Origin of the sequence: Pandoraea terrigena (assembly GCF_902459705.1) — a bacterium.
GTDB lineage: Bacteria > Pseudomonadota > Gammaproteobacteria > Burkholderiales > Burkholderiaceae > Pandoraea > Pandoraea terrigena.
In genome coordinates this window covers 109,773-123,047 of the sequence record NZ_CABPRU010000015.1, presented here as the reverse complement: position 1 = coordinate 123,047, position 13,275 = coordinate 109,773, and the positions used below count along the sequence as shown (strand labels likewise).

16 protein-coding genes are annotated in these 13,275 nt (G+C 66.4%); 11 read left to right on the top strand and 5 right to left on the bottom strand.

Translation table 11 applies throughout. The features are described 5' to 3' along the window. Positions 1–437: Rossmann-fold NAD(P)-binding domain-containing protein (locus tag PTE31013_RS22660; RefSeq protein ID WP_484555856.1), on the bottom strand; the 437-nt coding region annotated here is incomplete at its 3' end. A gap of 442 nt (positions 438–879) precedes the next feature. Here PTE31013_RS22660 and PTE31013_RS22655 point away from each other — a divergent pair. From PTE31013_RS22655 to PTE31013_RS22605, 11 genes are all read left to right on the top strand, one after another. Next, complete coding sequence (locus tag PTE31013_RS22655) at positions 880–1,356, top strand: NUDIX hydrolase (RefSeq protein ID WP_150614893.1); 477 nt, start codon at positions 880–882, stop codon at positions 1,354–1,356. Next, positions 1,353–2,507: a tRNA 2-thiouridine(34) synthase MnmA gene (gene mnmA / locus PTE31013_RS22650; RefSeq protein ID WP_150614892.1), complete on the top strand. Its 1,155-nt coding sequence runs from the start codon at positions 1,353–1,355 to the stop codon at positions 2,505–2,507. The genes PTE31013_RS22655 and mnmA overlap by 4 nt, the downstream gene beginning before the upstream one ends. A 72-nt stretch (positions 2,508–2,579) precedes the next feature. Then, the gene (locus PTE31013_RS22645; protein ID WP_150614891.1) at positions 2,580–4,181 is read left to right on the top strand and encodes an FMN-binding glutamate synthase family protein; all 1,602 of its coding nucleotides are present in this window, start codon (positions 2,580–2,582) and stop codon (positions 4,179–4,181) included. A gap of 218 nt (positions 4,182–4,399) precedes the next feature. Beyond that, a complete protein-coding gene (locus PTE31013_RS22640) occupies positions 4,400–5,200 on the top strand; it encodes a helix-turn-helix transcriptional regulator (RefSeq protein WP_246174837.1) in 801 nt (266 codons plus the stop codon). Beyond that, positions 5,197–5,415 carry a type III secretion system needle filament subunit SctF gene (sctF, locus tag PTE31013_RS22635; protein ID WP_150614890.1) on the top strand — a complete coding sequence of 73 codons (219 nt, stop codon included), beginning with the start codon at positions 5,197–5,199 and terminating at the stop codon, positions 5,413–5,415. The genes PTE31013_RS22640 and sctF overlap by 4 nt, the downstream gene beginning before the upstream one ends. Further along, a complete protein-coding gene (locus PTE31013_RS22630) occupies positions 5,412–5,828 on the top strand; it encodes a DUF1039 domain-containing protein (protein ID WP_150614889.1) in 417 nt (138 codons plus the stop codon). The genes sctF and PTE31013_RS22630 overlap by 4 nt, the downstream gene beginning before the upstream one ends. Next, complete coding sequence (sctI, locus tag PTE31013_RS22625; protein WP_150614888.1) at positions 5,825–6,181, top strand: type III secretion system inner rod subunit SctI; 357 nt, start codon at positions 5,825–5,827, stop codon at positions 6,179–6,181. Before PTE31013_RS22630 ends, sctI begins: the two co-directional genes overlap by 4 nt. Next, positions 6,178–7,008: a type III secretion system inner membrane ring lipoprotein SctJ gene (gene sctJ / locus PTE31013_RS22620; protein ID WP_150614887.1), complete on the top strand. Its 831-nt coding sequence runs from the start codon at positions 6,178–6,180 to the stop codon at positions 7,006–7,008. The genes sctI and sctJ overlap by 4 nt, the downstream gene beginning before the upstream one ends. Beyond that, positions 6,966–7,661, top strand: a complete 696-nt coding sequence (locus tag PTE31013_RS22615) for a type III secretion system domain-containing protein (protein WP_174978683.1) — start codon at positions 6,966–6,968, stop codon at positions 7,659–7,661. Before sctJ ends, PTE31013_RS22615 begins: the two co-directional genes overlap by 43 nt. Then, positions 7,637–8,326, top strand: coding sequence for a hypothetical protein (locus PTE31013_RS22610; protein ID WP_150614885.1), 690 nt, complete (start codon positions 7,637–7,639; stop codon positions 8,324–8,326). Before PTE31013_RS22615 ends, PTE31013_RS22610 begins: the two co-directional genes overlap by 25 nt. Further along, positions 8,319–9,455, top strand: a complete 1,137-nt coding sequence (locus tag PTE31013_RS22605; protein ID WP_150614884.1) for a TyeA family type III secretion system gatekeeper subunit — start codon at positions 8,319–8,321, stop codon at positions 9,453–9,455. The genes PTE31013_RS22610 and PTE31013_RS22605 overlap by 8 nt, the downstream gene beginning before the upstream one ends. 72 nt (positions 9,456–9,527) lie before the next feature. Here the strand turns inward: PTE31013_RS22605 and PTE31013_RS22600 are convergent, their stop codons facing one another. The 4 genes from PTE31013_RS22600 to PTE31013_RS22585 all read right to left on the bottom strand — a co-directional run bounded on the left by PTE31013_RS22600 (position 9,528) and on the right by PTE31013_RS22585 (position 13,273). Beyond that, the gene (locus PTE31013_RS22600) at positions 9,528–9,941 is read right to left on the bottom strand and encodes an InvB/SpaK family type III secretion system chaperone (protein WP_150614883.1); all 414 of its coding nucleotides are present in this window, start codon (positions 9,939–9,941) and stop codon (positions 9,528–9,530) included. Between the two features lie 200 nt (positions 9,942–10,141). Continuing rightward, on the bottom strand, positions 10,142–10,384 hold the full coding sequence (locus tag PTE31013_RS22595) for an EscE/YscE/SsaE family type III secretion system needle protein co-chaperone (protein ID WP_174978682.1): 243 nt from the start codon (positions 10,382–10,384) through the stop codon (positions 10,142–10,144). Further along, entirely contained in the window at positions 10,359–11,675 is a 1,317-nt protein-coding gene (gene sctD / locus PTE31013_RS22590; RefSeq protein ID WP_150614881.1) for a type III secretion system inner membrane ring subunit SctD, read from the bottom strand. Before sctD ends, PTE31013_RS22595 begins: the two co-directional genes overlap by 26 nt. Then, on the bottom strand, positions 11,672–13,273 hold the full coding sequence (locus PTE31013_RS22585; protein WP_150614880.1) for an EscC/YscC/HrcC family type III secretion system outer membrane ring protein: 1,602 nt from the start codon (positions 13,271–13,273) through the stop codon (positions 11,672–11,674). Before PTE31013_RS22585 ends, sctD begins: the two co-directional genes overlap by 4 nt. Between the last annotated feature and the right edge of the window lie 2 nt (positions 13,274–13,275).

Genomic DNA, 13,275 nt, shown 5'->3' with positions numbered 1-13,275 from the left:
TTGGCGGCCAGCATCACGGCCTTGTAGCCGGCGATGTTGGCCTGCGAGGAGAGCACGTCCATGCTTTGCGCGCGCGTGGTGCGCGGCGCCGCTTCCAGTGCGAAGGCCGTAATGCCGGCGGCCGCCATGCGGGCGTTGTTCTCGGCATCGAACGGGTTGAGCATGCCAACGACGACACTGCCACGCGGCATTTGCGCGAGTTCGTCGGGTGATGGGGCTCGCACCTTGAGTACGAGTTCTGCGCCGAGCGCCTCGGCGGCGTTGCCCAGCGTGGCGCCAGCGGCCTCGAAGGCTGCGTCGGGAACGCTTGCGGCGTCTCCTGCACCGCGTCCGACCACGATCTGATGTCCTGACGCGACCAGCTTCTTCACCGTCTCGGGCGTGGCCGCGACACGGGATTCGCCGGTAAGCGTCTCGGCGGGGATGCCGATTCTCATTACGTCTCTCCTTGGGTTTGTGAACTGATCTCATCAGCGGCCAAGGAGCCGCAGCGTGTGCGCTGCCGGGGCAGGCGCATTACCTGTTTCGCCGCTGATGACATTAGTCCTGCACGAACTACTGCAAACGAACTACTGCACAAACCGGTGATGCGGTACTGCCACTGCATGTTGCACATTGCTGGTGCTGGAAGCTTACCCGAAGATGACAAACGCGCCTATTGCACGAAACGGCATATGAATATGCCGATGGGCATGGAAATCGGCTGTTGTGGCCGACCGACCGGTCGGTCGTCTTGATCGCGCGTTGTCAGCGCCAAACCCCGCCAGACGGTAAAATGTCGGTTTTATCGGGGTGACGTCCCGGACCGAGCGCGTTGGCCAACGTCGCGCGCCAAGGTCCATGGGGGCCAACCGGTCCCGTGTCCCGCAAGGATGTGCCATGAATGCACGCTGGAAGCCCAACGTGACGGTTGCCGCGGTCATTGAACGTGATGGCCGTTTTCTGTTTGTCGAAGAGCAAAAGCGTGAGGGGCTGTTGATCAACCAACCGGCCGGGCATCTGGAGCCGGGCGAGTCGATTGTCGACGCGGTGCGCCGTGAAGTGCTGGAAGAGACGGCCTATGCGTTCGTGCCGCAGCATCTGCTGGGCATCTATCTCGCCCCCGGTCCGGACGACATCGCTTATCTGCGCTTCGCGTTCACCGGCACGCTGGGTGAGTTCGACGCGTCGCGCACGCTCGACGACGGCATTGTCGGCACTGTCTGGCTGACACCCGAGGAGGTGCGCGCGCAGCGCGCGCGGCATCGTTCGCCGATTCTCGAGCGCTGCGTGGACGATTACCTGCGGGGGGTGCGTTACGACCTCGCCCTACTTCTGACCCATCCGGCGATCCCCGGCGGGCAAGGCAACACATGAGTCAAAAACGCGTAGTGGTAGGCATGTCGGGCGGCGTGGATTCGTCGGTCACGGCATGGCTGCTCAAACAACAAGGCTACGACGTCGTCGGACTGTTCATGAAGAACTGGGAAGATGACGATGACAGCGAATACTGTTCGACCCGGCAGGACTGGATCGACGTGGTCTCGGTCGCCGACCTGATCGGTATCGACGTCGAGGCCGTGAACTTTGCCGCCGAGTACAAGGATCGCGTTTTCGCGGAATTCCTGCGCGAGTATTCGGCCGGCCGCACGCCCAATCCGGATGTGCTGTGCAATGCCGAGATCAAGTTCAAGGCGTTCCTCGATCATGCGGTGGCGCTGGGCGGCGAGACGATCGCTACCGGGCACTATGCCCGCGTGCGCGAGCGCGATGGGCGCTTCGAGCTGCTCAAGGCGTTCGATCACACCAAGGATCAGAGCTATTTCCTGCACCGGCTGAACCAGCAGCAACTCTCGCGCACGATGTTTCCGCTCGGCGAAATGCCGAAGACGAAGGTGCGCGAAATCGCCGCCCAGATCGGCTTGCCAAACGCGAAGAAGAAGGACTCGACCGGGATCTGCTTCATTGGCGAGCGTCCGTTTCGCGATTTCCTCAATCGCTATCTGCCGACCCAACCGGGGCCGATGAAGACGCCGGACGGTACGGTCGTGGGCGAGCACGTGGGCCTGGCGTTCTATACCCTCGGCCAACGCAAGGGCATTGGTCTCGGGGGGAGCCGCGAGGGCTCCGGCGAGCCATGGTTCGTCGCGCGCAAGGACATGGCGAGCAACACCCTGTATGTCGTTCAGGGCCACGATCATCCGTGGCTGCTCTCGGGCACGCTCGATGCCGAAGACCTGTCCTGGGTCGCGGGCGCGCCGCCGGCCGAGGGCACGCGCTGCGGGGCGAAGACTCGTTACCGCCAGGCGGATGCCGCCTGCGAAGTGCTGCGTGCCGACGCGGGCGCGCTCACGCTGTCGTTCTCCGAGGCGCAGTGGGCAGTCACACCCGGGCAGTCGGCCGTGCTGTATGACGGCGAGGTCTGTCTGGGCGGCGGCATCATCGCTGCCACGACGCCGGCCGTCGCCGGCAGCGCCCACGCGCAGGCCGCAGCGGCCGCCAAACACGCCATCCTCAATTCGCATTGAAGAGCCGCCGGCGCTCGCCGGGGGACGCCCGGCAGCGTGCCGGCGAGTGTCCCCCTAACGCAAGGAGGTAACATGTTCTCGCGCCGATTCCTGGCTCTGTGGCTCGTCGTGGCGTTGCTCGTGGCAACGCTCGCGGGCGTGCTGTTCGACGGCTGGCATCCGTTCTGGCCGCTGCCGTTCGCGGTGCTGGTTGCGCTCGGGGTATGGGATGTCGTGCAGCAGCGCCACGCCGTGCTGCGCAACTACCCGCTATGGGGGCATTTCCGGTTCCTGTTCGAATTCATCCGGCCCGAAATCCGCCAGTATTTCGTGGAGGACGATACGTCCGAGACGCCGTTCTCGCGTGCCCAGCGCAGCATCGTCTATCAGCGTGCCAAGGGCGAGGTCGACAGTCGCCCGTTCGGCACCGAGATCGACGTCAAGGCGGCCGGTTACGAATGGATCGCCCACTCGCTCGCACCGACCGTCCTGAAGGATCACGACTTTCGCATCACCATCGGCGCGGATCGTGCGCAACCGTATTCGGCGTCGATCTTCAACATCTCGGCCATGAGCTTCGGCGCCTTGTCGGCCAATGCGATCCGCGCGCTCAATCGCGGTGCGAAGCTCGGCAACTTCATCCACGACACCGGCGAGGGTTCCATCTCGCCGCATCACCGCGAGCAGGGCGGCGACCTGATCTGGGAGGTGGCCTCGGGCTACTTCGGTTGCCGCAACGACGACGGCACCTTCAGTGCCGAGAAGTTCGCGACGCAGGCGAAGACGCCGCAGGTGAAGATGATCGAGGTGAAGCTCTCGCAAGGCGCGAAGCCCGGACACGGCGGCGTACTGCCCTCGGCCAAGATCACGCCGGAAATCTCTGCCACGCGCGGTGTGCCGATGGGGCAGGACTGCATTTCGCCGTCGCGCCACAGTGAATTCTCCACGCCGCTCGGCTTACTGCAATTCGTCGAGCGTCTGCGCACGCTCTCGGGCGGAAAGCCGACCGGCTTCAAGCTGTGCATTGGCCATCCGTGGGAATTCTTCGGCATCGTGAAGGCGATGCTCGACAGCGGCATCCTGCCCGATTTCATCGTCGTGGACGGCTCGGAAGGCGGCACCGGCGCCGCACCGCTGGAGTTCACCGATCATGTGGGCGCGCCGTTGCAGGAAGGGCTGCTGCTAGTGCACAACACGCTCGTGGGGGCCGGCTTGCGTGACAGGATCCGCATCGGTGCGTCGGGCAAGATCGTCACCGCGTTCGACATCGCCCGTACGCTGGCCATCGGCGCCGACTGGTGCAATTCCGCACGTGGCTTCATGTTTGCCATCGGCTGCATCCAATCGCAGAAATGCCACACCGACAGGTGCCCGACCGGCGTAGCAACGCAGGATACGTTGCGTCAGCGCGCCTTGGTGGTGCCGGACAAGGCGCAGCGCGTGCAGCAGTTCCATGCGCATACGTTACATGCGTTGCAGGAGTTGATCCAGGCGGCGGGGTTGTCGCATCCGTCGGACCTGCGCGCGCATCACATCGTCAAGCGCGTGTCGTCCAACGAGATTCGCTTGATGTCCGAGTCGCTCAAATACCTCGCGCCGGGCGATCTGCTGCGCGGGCAGTTCCGCTACCAACTCTACGAAAAGTACTGGCCGATGGCGCGCGCCGACAGTTTCTCTGCGGCCGAAGTCGCCTGACAGAACGGCGCAAGGCAGGGCCTCCCACGACAACCCGGCGCGATGATGCGCCGGGTTTTTTTATGGTTCCCGACAGTTTTCTTCCCAAATTCGATAACGCCTGGGGACGACGTCGCACATTAAGGTCTCCACCGGATGATGCTCGCACGCGGACTCGCCTAAGGTGTGGCCTTCGACTTTGTCATCCCGGCGACCGATTGTCGTCAGAGGAGGAACCTATGAGTACGGTGCGATTTCTGATCAGCCACCACGACGTCAAGCTGAACGTGAACGGTCTCGTGCACACGTTGCCTGCCGGCGGCATGACCGCGACCCATTCGGACGCGACGATCGATGCCCCGGGGCCGGTGATGTCGCATGACTTTCACGCCTGCGATCTGCAGGCACTTTACCCCGATGTCGTCGATCTGCTCGACCGCCGCCCGCTCGGTGTCTTCCATCGCCAGGCGGCACGCACATTGATTCTCGAACCGAGCATGGTGGATGTGGCGATGACGCTGCAGAACGTCGATCGCATGGCAATGCTGCGCTTCTTCTACGTCTATTGCCTGTGCCGCGATCAACGGTATTTCTCGGCCATGTTGCGTCAGACCATCGCGGGCAGCCATTCCTTGTTCGATTTCGTCGAAGCGAATTTTCACCGGCCGTGGCCGGTCGGACGGCTCGCCGAAGAGTTCGGCATGCCGCTGCGCAAGTTTCGCTACCTGTTCCAGCAGACCTACGGCATGCCGGCGAAGCAGTGGCTGCTGGAGCGGCGCCTTCGGCTGGCGCGCGATCTGTTGCTCTCCACGCGTCACAAGGTGCTCGACATCGCGCTCGAATGCGGCTTCACCAACCACGCGCATTTCACCGATACCTTCCGCAAGCGCTTCGATTGCGCACCGACCGAAATCCGGCTGGGCACGCCGCCGCAGCGCGGCGGCCGTCGTGTCGCGATGCCGCAAGCGGACGCCTACGCCGCCATGCGGGCCGACCTGGTGGCGGGGCACGGTGCGCTTGTCGACGGGGGTGTGCAATGAATGTCGAAGAGATTCATCGCGGCATGTCCGAGGGGGTGCGGCGCATGTCGGATGACGCCACGCAGGCGGTTCGCGCGCAGAAAGTCAATGACCCTCGGCATATGCTCGATGTGCAGTTCAAATTGCAGCAGTACTCGACGATGGTCGGGCTGCACAGCGCGGCGATCAAGCTCATCAAGGACACGCTGATGGGCATCATCGCCAAGATCGCATGACGCGCGCCGAACACGCGCCGCACGACGCCGCGGGCCAATGGCTGGACGCGTCGGTCCGGCAAGTGGTCGTCGAACTGGCACTTGCGGGCGCCCATCACGGCATGCAGTCGCAAGCCCGTGTGATTCTTCAGGCCTTGCCGTCGCTCGTGGCCGATCGCGAGACGCGTCAGTGGTTGCATGGGGCGCTTCTCATCGCGCTCGGCGACACGCATGCGGCCCGCGCCCACCTCGCGAAGATCGTGGCGGCCGGGCATGACGGCAACCCGACGGCCGACGTGCTCGCCCGCTGGCTTGACGCAATGGACGCGCGGCAGCGCGCCGCACCCAGCTCGTTGGCGTCCCCGGCGCCTGCCTCGTTTTCCGCTTCCTCCGCTTCCTCCCCTTCCGATTCCTCTCGCCCGCCCATGCCATGACGACTTCTTCGATCCCCGCTGTTGTTACCCAGGCGCCTGCCATTGCGACGCCGGCGAAAGCGGCGCTCGTGCCGGCCACTACCAGAGAGCACGACGCCGTTCGTTTCGATCAGGCCCTCGCGAGTGCGCCGCCGCTGCCGGAGCATCATTTGCTCAGCGCAGCGGGCAAGCTCGCGGGCAACACCGAACGCCTGGCCGCGCGCGTAGCGATCGACGAGCGCACGCTGGACGATCCGAACCGCATGCTCGCGGTGCAACGTGAACTGACGGAGCGCGTGCTGGCGCTGGAGTTCGTGGCGAAGACGGCCGGCGCTGCCACGCAAGGGGTGAACAAGCTGGTGCACATGCAATGACGTGCAGCCGTCGTAGCGCTGGCGTCGTGATGCGGCTGGCGGGATGCGCGAGCGCCGTGACACCGAGCCGTTGGCTGTTCGGTGCCCTGCTCGTGATCTCGCTCGCCGGGTGCAAGATCGAACTGCACCGCTCGCTGAGCGAGACGGAGGCCAACCAGATGCTGGCGTTGTTGCTCGTCTCCGGGCTGCAGGCCGACAAGCGTGCCGACACCGCCGGCATGACGGTTCGCATCGAGCGCGGTGATTTCGTGCGGGGTGTCGAGGTGCTGCGCCAACATGGCTTGCCGCGCCAGAAGCGCGCGTCGGTCGAGGACGTCTTCCCGCCGGGGCAACTCGTCAGCTCGCCCGTGCAGGAGCAGGCGAAGCTCGTCTATCTCAAGGAGCAACGACTCGAGCGCATGCTCGCGTCGCTCGACGGCGTGATGGTGGCCGAAGTCTCTATCGCGCAAGTGCCGATGGATTCGGCAGGGCGCGCGACCTTGCCGCCCGGCGTGGCCGTCTTCGTGAAATACAGCCCCGAGATCAACATGACGCAGCGCATGACCGACATTCGCAGTCTGGTGCACGACAGCGTGCCGGGGGTGACGCCCGAGCGCATCAGCATCGTGTTGCAGCCCGCCGATTATCGTTTGCCCCGGGCGTCCATCGATGCATCGTCAGGTACGCAGGCAAGCGCATCGGCCGATGGCCGACGGTGGCCGCCCGCGCTGGGGTGGGGCATGGTCGCGGCGGTATGCGTTGGCCTCGCCGCCGCCGGCGTCGTGGCGTGGCGTCGGCGCGCATCATGGGTGCAGCGCTTGCGAGCCCGCGTATCGAGGCCATCGTGATGCTGGCGCACGATGGCACCGTCACCGTGCTCGCACGCTTGATCTGGCAGCCCGGCTTGCATATGGACGACGGTTGGTGGCGTGCGTTCGACATGTTGTCCTGGCGAGAGACGTACCGGCGGCATGCCGTGTGCCGTACGCCCATTGACCGCCTGTTGATCGCCCGGCGCGGATGGCCCGGGAGCCCCGGCACGGCGGCGGGCGACTGCGCACCGCCGCAAAGCGACACCGCGCACGCGATGCTGAAACTGGTGCCGGGCCTGCGGCGCCTGTCGCTGGCCCATGGCTTGCGCGCGATGGGATGTCCCGACTACCTGTTGCTCGGTTCGTACCGTCGAGCGCTGTCGTCCTGGCTCGATGCCTGGCAATGCGACCGTTTGCTGCTTACGCGCCGCGATTGGCCCGCACGTTCCACATTGTCGCCCGAGCGGGTCGTGCAGGCGGCGCTGGCCGCCACCGGCGCGTGCCTGGATGGCGCGCCCGAACCGTTGTGCGTCGACGTGGCGACGGTGGGCAAGGCCGCCCGAATCCTGCTGCCGCCGCCCGTCGACACCACGCCGCTGTCGATGGGCGCGCGCGTGACGGATGAGGACATCTGGCTGCGACTCGCAGCGCTGGAGAAGATGCTATGTATGTCGTCGACTTTGCAGTGACGGCCATCGAAACCATGGACGGCCCCGCGCCTGCGGGGCCGGTAATTTCCCGGCAGGCGATCGAACGGCTTCGCGAACAGGCTAGCCTGCGCGCGCGCTGGATGGCCGAGGCGCGGGCCGAGCGCGACGCCGCGCTGGCCGAACGCGAACAGGCGCGCATCGACGCGCAAGCGCTGCGCAACGCGTGGCAGGACGCCGCGCGCGAGCAGGCCCGCCAGGACGCGGCGGCGCTGGCGGAAGCGGCGCGCGGTGCGGCCGTGGCGCAGACCGTCGCGTGGCTGGTCGACGAGGCGTCGCTTGAGCGCGAGATCGTTCGCTCACTGGAGTGCCGCGTGGCGGATGCCCTGAGCGCCGCGCTGTCGAGTTTCGTCGACCCGCTCGATGTCGGCGAGCGCTTCGCGCAACGCGTCGGACGTGCCTTGCCGGCCCTGGTGCGCGAGGGGGCGCTCGTGCTGCGGGTGCCACCCGCCCATCGCGACGGCGTGGCCGATGCCTTGCGGGCCGCCGATATCGTGTTGGCATGCACGGCGGACGCCACGCTGGTCGGCCGACAGGCTCGCATCGAAAGCGAATGGGTGACCGTGTGCCTGGATCTCGATGCGGATCTCGCGACGGTTATCGAGCGCCTGCATGTGAGTCCCGATCTGGAGGTTGCTTATGGTTGAGCGCCTGCCATCGTCTGGCACCTCAGCGGGTCGGCCTGCCCACGACGTCAAGGCATTTGAGCGCCAGCCCGCGTCCGACTGGCAGCCGCTGGCGGGTGAGGGCGGTGCATCGCGCGGGCTGCCCGCCGACGTGCCGGGGCACATCGCGCTCATCGAAGCGACCATTGCGCAAAACGAAGAGGCGGCGGTCGCCGAATCCCAAGAGAACCTCAGTTTCGCCCTCGGCGTGCGATTCCGCAGAACGGGCGAGCGCGATGTGCGCGACGACAAGCAACGTGCGCGCGCCCTGTTCGAACAGCAGATGCACCGGTTTGCACGCGTGAATGGGGCGCAATTCGAGAGACTGCGCGGGCAGTTGCGCGATCTTCCATTCGTTCCCGACCCGCAACAATTGATCCGGCAGGCCCACATGTCGGCAGGCCACGCGGCGCTGGTCGTCGCTGCGTGGCTGGCCGACGGCGGGGTGGACAGCGCAACGCGCACTCGCCTGCGCCGCACGCTGGACGAACTGACGTCATCCGAGACGTGGGCGATCGAAGCCTTCGCGACGCTGGAATGCGGTAACGGCCAGAACCCGGGCATGGCGTTGATGCAACAACTCAAGTCGCTGTTCCGGCAGTCGCAGGGGCCGCAGCGCTCGCTGACGCAATGGTTCGACGAATGCCGGCGGTTGCCGCAGCGTCGCGCGCGATTGCGTGCCCTGATGCAGGCGCTGGGGTTGGAGTTGGGCGCGCAGCACGCCGATGCGGACGTCCAGCGACTTGCCGCCGTCGTCGACGATCTTCGCCGCGTGGTGCTGTTTCTCACGTTGGCGTCGGCGTGCGAGCAATCGGCTCAGACGCTGCGTGCGGCGGGCGCCCGCGCATTCGAGACGGACACGATGATCGCGGAGACGCTGACGTTGCTGGATCAACCCTGGGTGGGCGCGGAATGGCTCGCGCAACGCGCGGCGTATCTCGGCATGGTGACGGTTGATGCGCGCTATGCGTTCGCGCGCGAACTGACGCGGCTGGTGCAGTCGGCGCATGACGGCTGCTTTCGCGACGAGACGCAACGCGAAACGCTCGGCGAGGCGCTCGATGTCTGGCGTGCGGAGATCGCCCACGAGGGCGAGGCGGCCGAGGGCTAAGCGAACCGTTTGAACCGTGCGAACCGTGAGCGCGACGGGGGGATCGGCTGACGGCGGGGGACGTGGCGGCGCTCAGGCGCGCAAATGCTCCCGGCAGAGTTTGATGCGGTCGTAGAAGTCGGTGAGCGCTTGCGCGAACGGCTCCGGTTCGGCGGCGGCTTCTTCGGTCACTTGCGCATGCAGAATCAGACGACGGTCGCGCTCGCGCAATTGCACGTGCCCGGTGACGGCCCATTCGGCGGGTTCGATGAGAAACTGGAGGAGACGCTCGCTGTTTGCGCGATGCAGTCGCGCGGCTTCGTCGGTGGCGACGACGGCGTGAATGCTGCACGCGCGGCTTTTCAGCGTTTCCACGATGATATTGGGCGCGGCCGTAAACGTCAGCTCGATGGGGGAGTGGTTGTCGACGGCTTGGATCTTGCTTGGGTCGCAGCCGATCAACTTCAGAGCTTCGACGAGAGTTTGCGCTAGGTCGTAACTTGGCATGATATGCGTGGAGAGTGGAAGAAATCGATGACGCGCCCCAAGCCGACGTCATGCGACAACGCGAGAGCGAGATCCGCTCGCGCGGGGCGCGCGATGCCGAAGGTTCCCACGAACGGCCTGCCCGAACTTTCGTGGCGCGAGCCGCGTTGTCGCTTCTGCGCACATGCAGGCATTGGCGCCGTGCGCCGCCGCCCCTTTCGTCATGACGACGATGGCCCGTAAGACGTGCCGTAGCGTCGCGCGACGCGGTCGAGAATCGCGCTGGCGGCTTGAATCGCCTGCATCTGCGTTTGTGCCAGCGCGTGCTGGGCGGGCGTAAGCGGCGCATGCAGCGCCTGTTGCAGCGCCCGGCGCGCGGTATCGAGCTGTGCGCCGACGTCGCGGGCGACAGGCTCGGGCGAGGCGGCGAGGCGGTCTTCAAGCCGGGTCAGGCGAATCGTCATACAGTGTCTCCGGAGATAGGGGCAAATAGAAGAGCCGGTCATGCGCGCCGATCGACACACCATCGGTGTGGATGGCGATCACCCGGGTGCCGCCTGGCAGACGCGCCCCCTGCGCCAGGCGCGTGCCGTCGGCGAGGGTGACCTGTGGGGCGTCGGGCGAACCGCCGATGCTCACGAGCGGCGCGGAAAAACCCGTTTCGGCAAGCGTCGGGATCGGCTGCGGCAGCGGCTCGACGCGAACGGGCATCGCATTGGCAGCGGTATTCCACGTGTCGACGACGCCCTTCAACGATGCCTGGCGTCCCACGGTCATTACCCCGGTGAGCCGCCATCCGTTTCGATCGCGTGCGATATCGATGCCGCGCAACTGGCCGGCCTCGCGCAGCGTCTTCACAAGCCGCTCGAAGCTGTCGGCCATGCCCTCGGCCACACGCCAACCGCGGGGTAGCGCTAGCGCATCGAGGGCGTTGGCGGCCGCACGCCAACGCGCGTCGGCGACCGTTGGCGCGCCGATGACCACTTCGCCGTCCGGCGCGACGCTGACCTGTGCCGAACCGAAACCGTGCAGTCGCAGCAGTGTGCTGACCGTCTGCATCGAATTCGCGGGACACCACGTCTCGTCGCTCAACGCTTTGCCCTGCCAACGGGCTTCGGCGCGCAGCCGTGCGAGCGCGGCGTCGTCGACGCAACCGCCGGACAGACGCACCGCATTGCCGCTGTGATGCAGTGAGACGCCGGGCGCCAGGCGTGCGGCAAGCGCTTTCAGCGCATCCGCCTGAGCCGGCGGCGCGGCGACGACGTTGGCGGCCCCGGTGCGCCAGATCGCCACACCGGTCGCTGCGATCAGCAACGACAGTCCCGTGACGGCGATCCATGCGGCCGGGGCGCGCACGCGCACCGCGGGCGTGTCGGTCGTCAGGGGCGCATGCGACGACGGGCCGTGCCCGGCGTGCCGCTCAGGACAGCGGACGTCAGGCGCGGGAGCGCTTTCGCTATCGTCCCCGAGCCAGACGCCGAGGCCCGCGAGATCGATCGGCGTATGCACCGGGAGCATGGGCGTGTCGGCGGCATCGTCGTTGGCCGTGGCGAAGGGTATGCCGTCCACCCAGACGGCGGCCGGCGTGAGCAGCCGCACGCCGTCGTCGTCGACACCCAGCACGATTTGTGCGCCATGTTCCAGCGTCATCGCGATGTCGGCGTCTGCGCCGCCGACAGTGAGCTTGCCCGGTGGCAGCGGCATAGGGCGTCCTGCGAGCGGGCCGTCGAGCAACGTGAGCGTCAGCATGCTCATTCGCTCGGCACGTCGGCCGCCGGCTCGGCCTTGATCAGAAACAGACGCATGACACTGTCGCTACGGTTACTCGTCGAACTGAACAGACGGCCAATGAGCGGCAGATCTCCGAGCAGTGGGATCTTGCGCTCCTGCTCGTGCTGCGCGTCCTGCACGAAGCCGCCCAGCAACAGGCTTTGTCCGGCCTGCAACGTGGCGTGTGTCGAGATCGATGAGTTGCGGATGGTCGGCACCTCGTTGTGACGGTTGCGCTCGCTGCGCACCTCCCCGCCATCCTCGATATTGAGGGTGAGCATCACCTGCTCGCGACCGTCGCCGCCTTCCTGGGGGACGAGTCGCGGCGTGACGCGCAGCAGCGATCCCGACGTCACGCTCTCCAGTTTGGCGACTTTCTCGCCGGAGACTTTCGTGTAGAACGTCACGCTGCGGTCGAGCACGGCCTGCATGTTGTCGAGCGTGACGATGGACGGCCGGGACAGCACACGCGCCTTGGAGTTTCGCTCCAGCGCGCTCAGGTTGACCATGAACTTGTTGGTGTCGCCGACGACCGTCGTGAACGTGCTGGCGTCGCCAGCTTGCGTCTGCGAGTTCAGCGACACGGCGCCGAAGCCGCCCAGGCGCGCGCTGCCGGAGAAGTCAACACCAAGCTCGGCGATATCGCTGGCGTTCACGTCGATAATCGCCACCGAGATGTCGACCAGGCGGGGCCGAACGTCGAGCTGCGCGATCAGGTCGCCGTAGATCGGCAGATTGCGTCGACGCTCGCGCACGATGACCGCATTGCGGCGTGGATCGGCCGAGAAGCGCGGCGTGCCGGTTCGCGTGCCGGTGGCCACGGGGCGGCCGGCGTCGATGCCCGCGCCCGCCGACGCGCCCGGCGTGACAAGCGTCGCCGACGGCGCGCCGAGCGGACCGGCGCCGAGAATCAAATCCTTCAATACGCTGACAACGCCCGGCACGACGACTTCTTGCCCGCGATAAAAGTACCTTGTGTCGTCCGCCGTTGCGAATTTCAGGGGAAATATCTTGATGGTCTCTTCGCTCTCCTGCTGATCGCGGGCGTCGCTTTCGAGGTAGTCGGCGAGCATGGCGACCGTCTCGATGCAGGCCGGAACGCCTGCGATTTCGAGCGCGTGCGTGGCCGGAATCGTCCGTGCCACACAGTGCCGCGGGTGCAGCACGCCTGCGTCGCGCAGGTGCCCCAGCAGGTCACCTGGCAGGGCGTAACGCAGCGACACGACGCGCCGGGTTGCCTCGCTGGACTTGTAGACGTTCAGCGTCTGGCCGTTGAAGTACCACGAAAGCCGATACCGTTCCGATAGTGCATCGAGGGTCGCCTGAGCGGCGCCCGCAGGTAGCGTGCCGATGAAGCGATCATCGATGTGCGGACTCACGACGGTGGGAATGCCGTGGTGCGCCCCGAAGTCGCGCAACAACTCCGCAAGGGGCGTGCCGGCGCTCTGGAAGACGAATGGGCCGCCACGCCAGTCGGGTGTCGCGGGCCGGGCCACTGGCGCGGCAGACGACGCGACGGCCAGTGTGGCCAACAGGATCCCGGCAAGCAGGGCGGCGGCGCGCGACGTGAAGGAAGGCTGCATGG

What these genes read in the sequence shown, in the direction of transcription:
- PTE31013_RS22655 (WP_150614893.1), top strand. Translation starts at nt 880, where the DNA reads ATGAATGCACGCTGGAAGCCCAACGTGACGGTTGCCGCGGTCATTGAA.
- mnmA (WP_150614892.1), top strand. Translation starts at nt 1,353, where the DNA reads ATGAGTCAAAAACGCGTAGTGGTAGGCATGTCGGGCGGCGTGGATTCG.
- PTE31013_RS22645 (WP_150614891.1), top strand. Translation starts at nt 2,580, where the DNA reads ATGTTCTCGCGCCGATTCCTGGCTCTGTGGCTCGTCGTGGCGTTGCTC.
- PTE31013_RS22640 (WP_246174837.1), top strand. Translation starts at nt 4,400, where the DNA reads ATGAGTACGGTGCGATTTCTGATCAGCCACCACGACGTCAAGCTGAAC.
- sctF (WP_150614890.1), top strand. Translation starts at nt 5,197, where the DNA reads ATGAATGTCGAAGAGATTCATCGCGGCATGTCCGAGGGGGTGCGGCGC.
- PTE31013_RS22630 (WP_150614889.1), top strand. Translation starts at nt 5,412, where the DNA reads ATGACGCGCGCCGAACACGCGCCGCACGACGCCGCGGGCCAATGGCTG.
- sctI (WP_150614888.1), top strand. Translation starts at nt 5,825, where the DNA reads ATGACGACTTCTTCGATCCCCGCTGTTGTTACCCAGGCGCCTGCCATT.
- sctJ (WP_150614887.1), top strand. Translation starts at nt 6,178, where the DNA reads ATGACGTGCAGCCGTCGTAGCGCTGGCGTCGTGATGCGGCTGGCGGGA.
- PTE31013_RS22615 (WP_174978683.1), top strand. Translation starts at nt 6,966, where the DNA reads ATGGGTGCAGCGCTTGCGAGCCCGCGTATCGAGGCCATCGTGATGCTG.
- PTE31013_RS22610 (WP_150614885.1), top strand. Translation starts at nt 7,637, where the DNA reads ATGTATGTCGTCGACTTTGCAGTGACGGCCATCGAAACCATGGACGGC.
- PTE31013_RS22605 (WP_150614884.1), top strand. Translation starts at nt 8,319, where the DNA reads ATGGTTGAGCGCCTGCCATCGTCTGGCACCTCAGCGGGTCGGCCTGCC.
- PTE31013_RS22600 (WP_150614883.1), bottom strand. Translation starts at nt 9,941, where the DNA reads ATGCCAAGTTACGACCTAGCGCAAACTCTCGTCGAAGCTCTGAAGTTG.
- PTE31013_RS22595 (WP_174978682.1), bottom strand. Translation starts at nt 10,384, where the DNA reads ATGACGATTCGCCTGACCCGGCTTGAAGACCGCCTCGCCGCCTCGCCC.
- sctD (WP_150614881.1), bottom strand. Translation starts at nt 11,675, where the DNA reads ATGAGCATGCTGACGCTCACGTTGCTCGACGGCCCGCTCGCAGGACGC.
- PTE31013_RS22585 (WP_150614880.1), bottom strand. Translation starts at nt 13,273, where the DNA reads ATGCAGCCTTCCTTCACGTCGCGCGCCGCCGCCCTGCTTGCCGGGATC.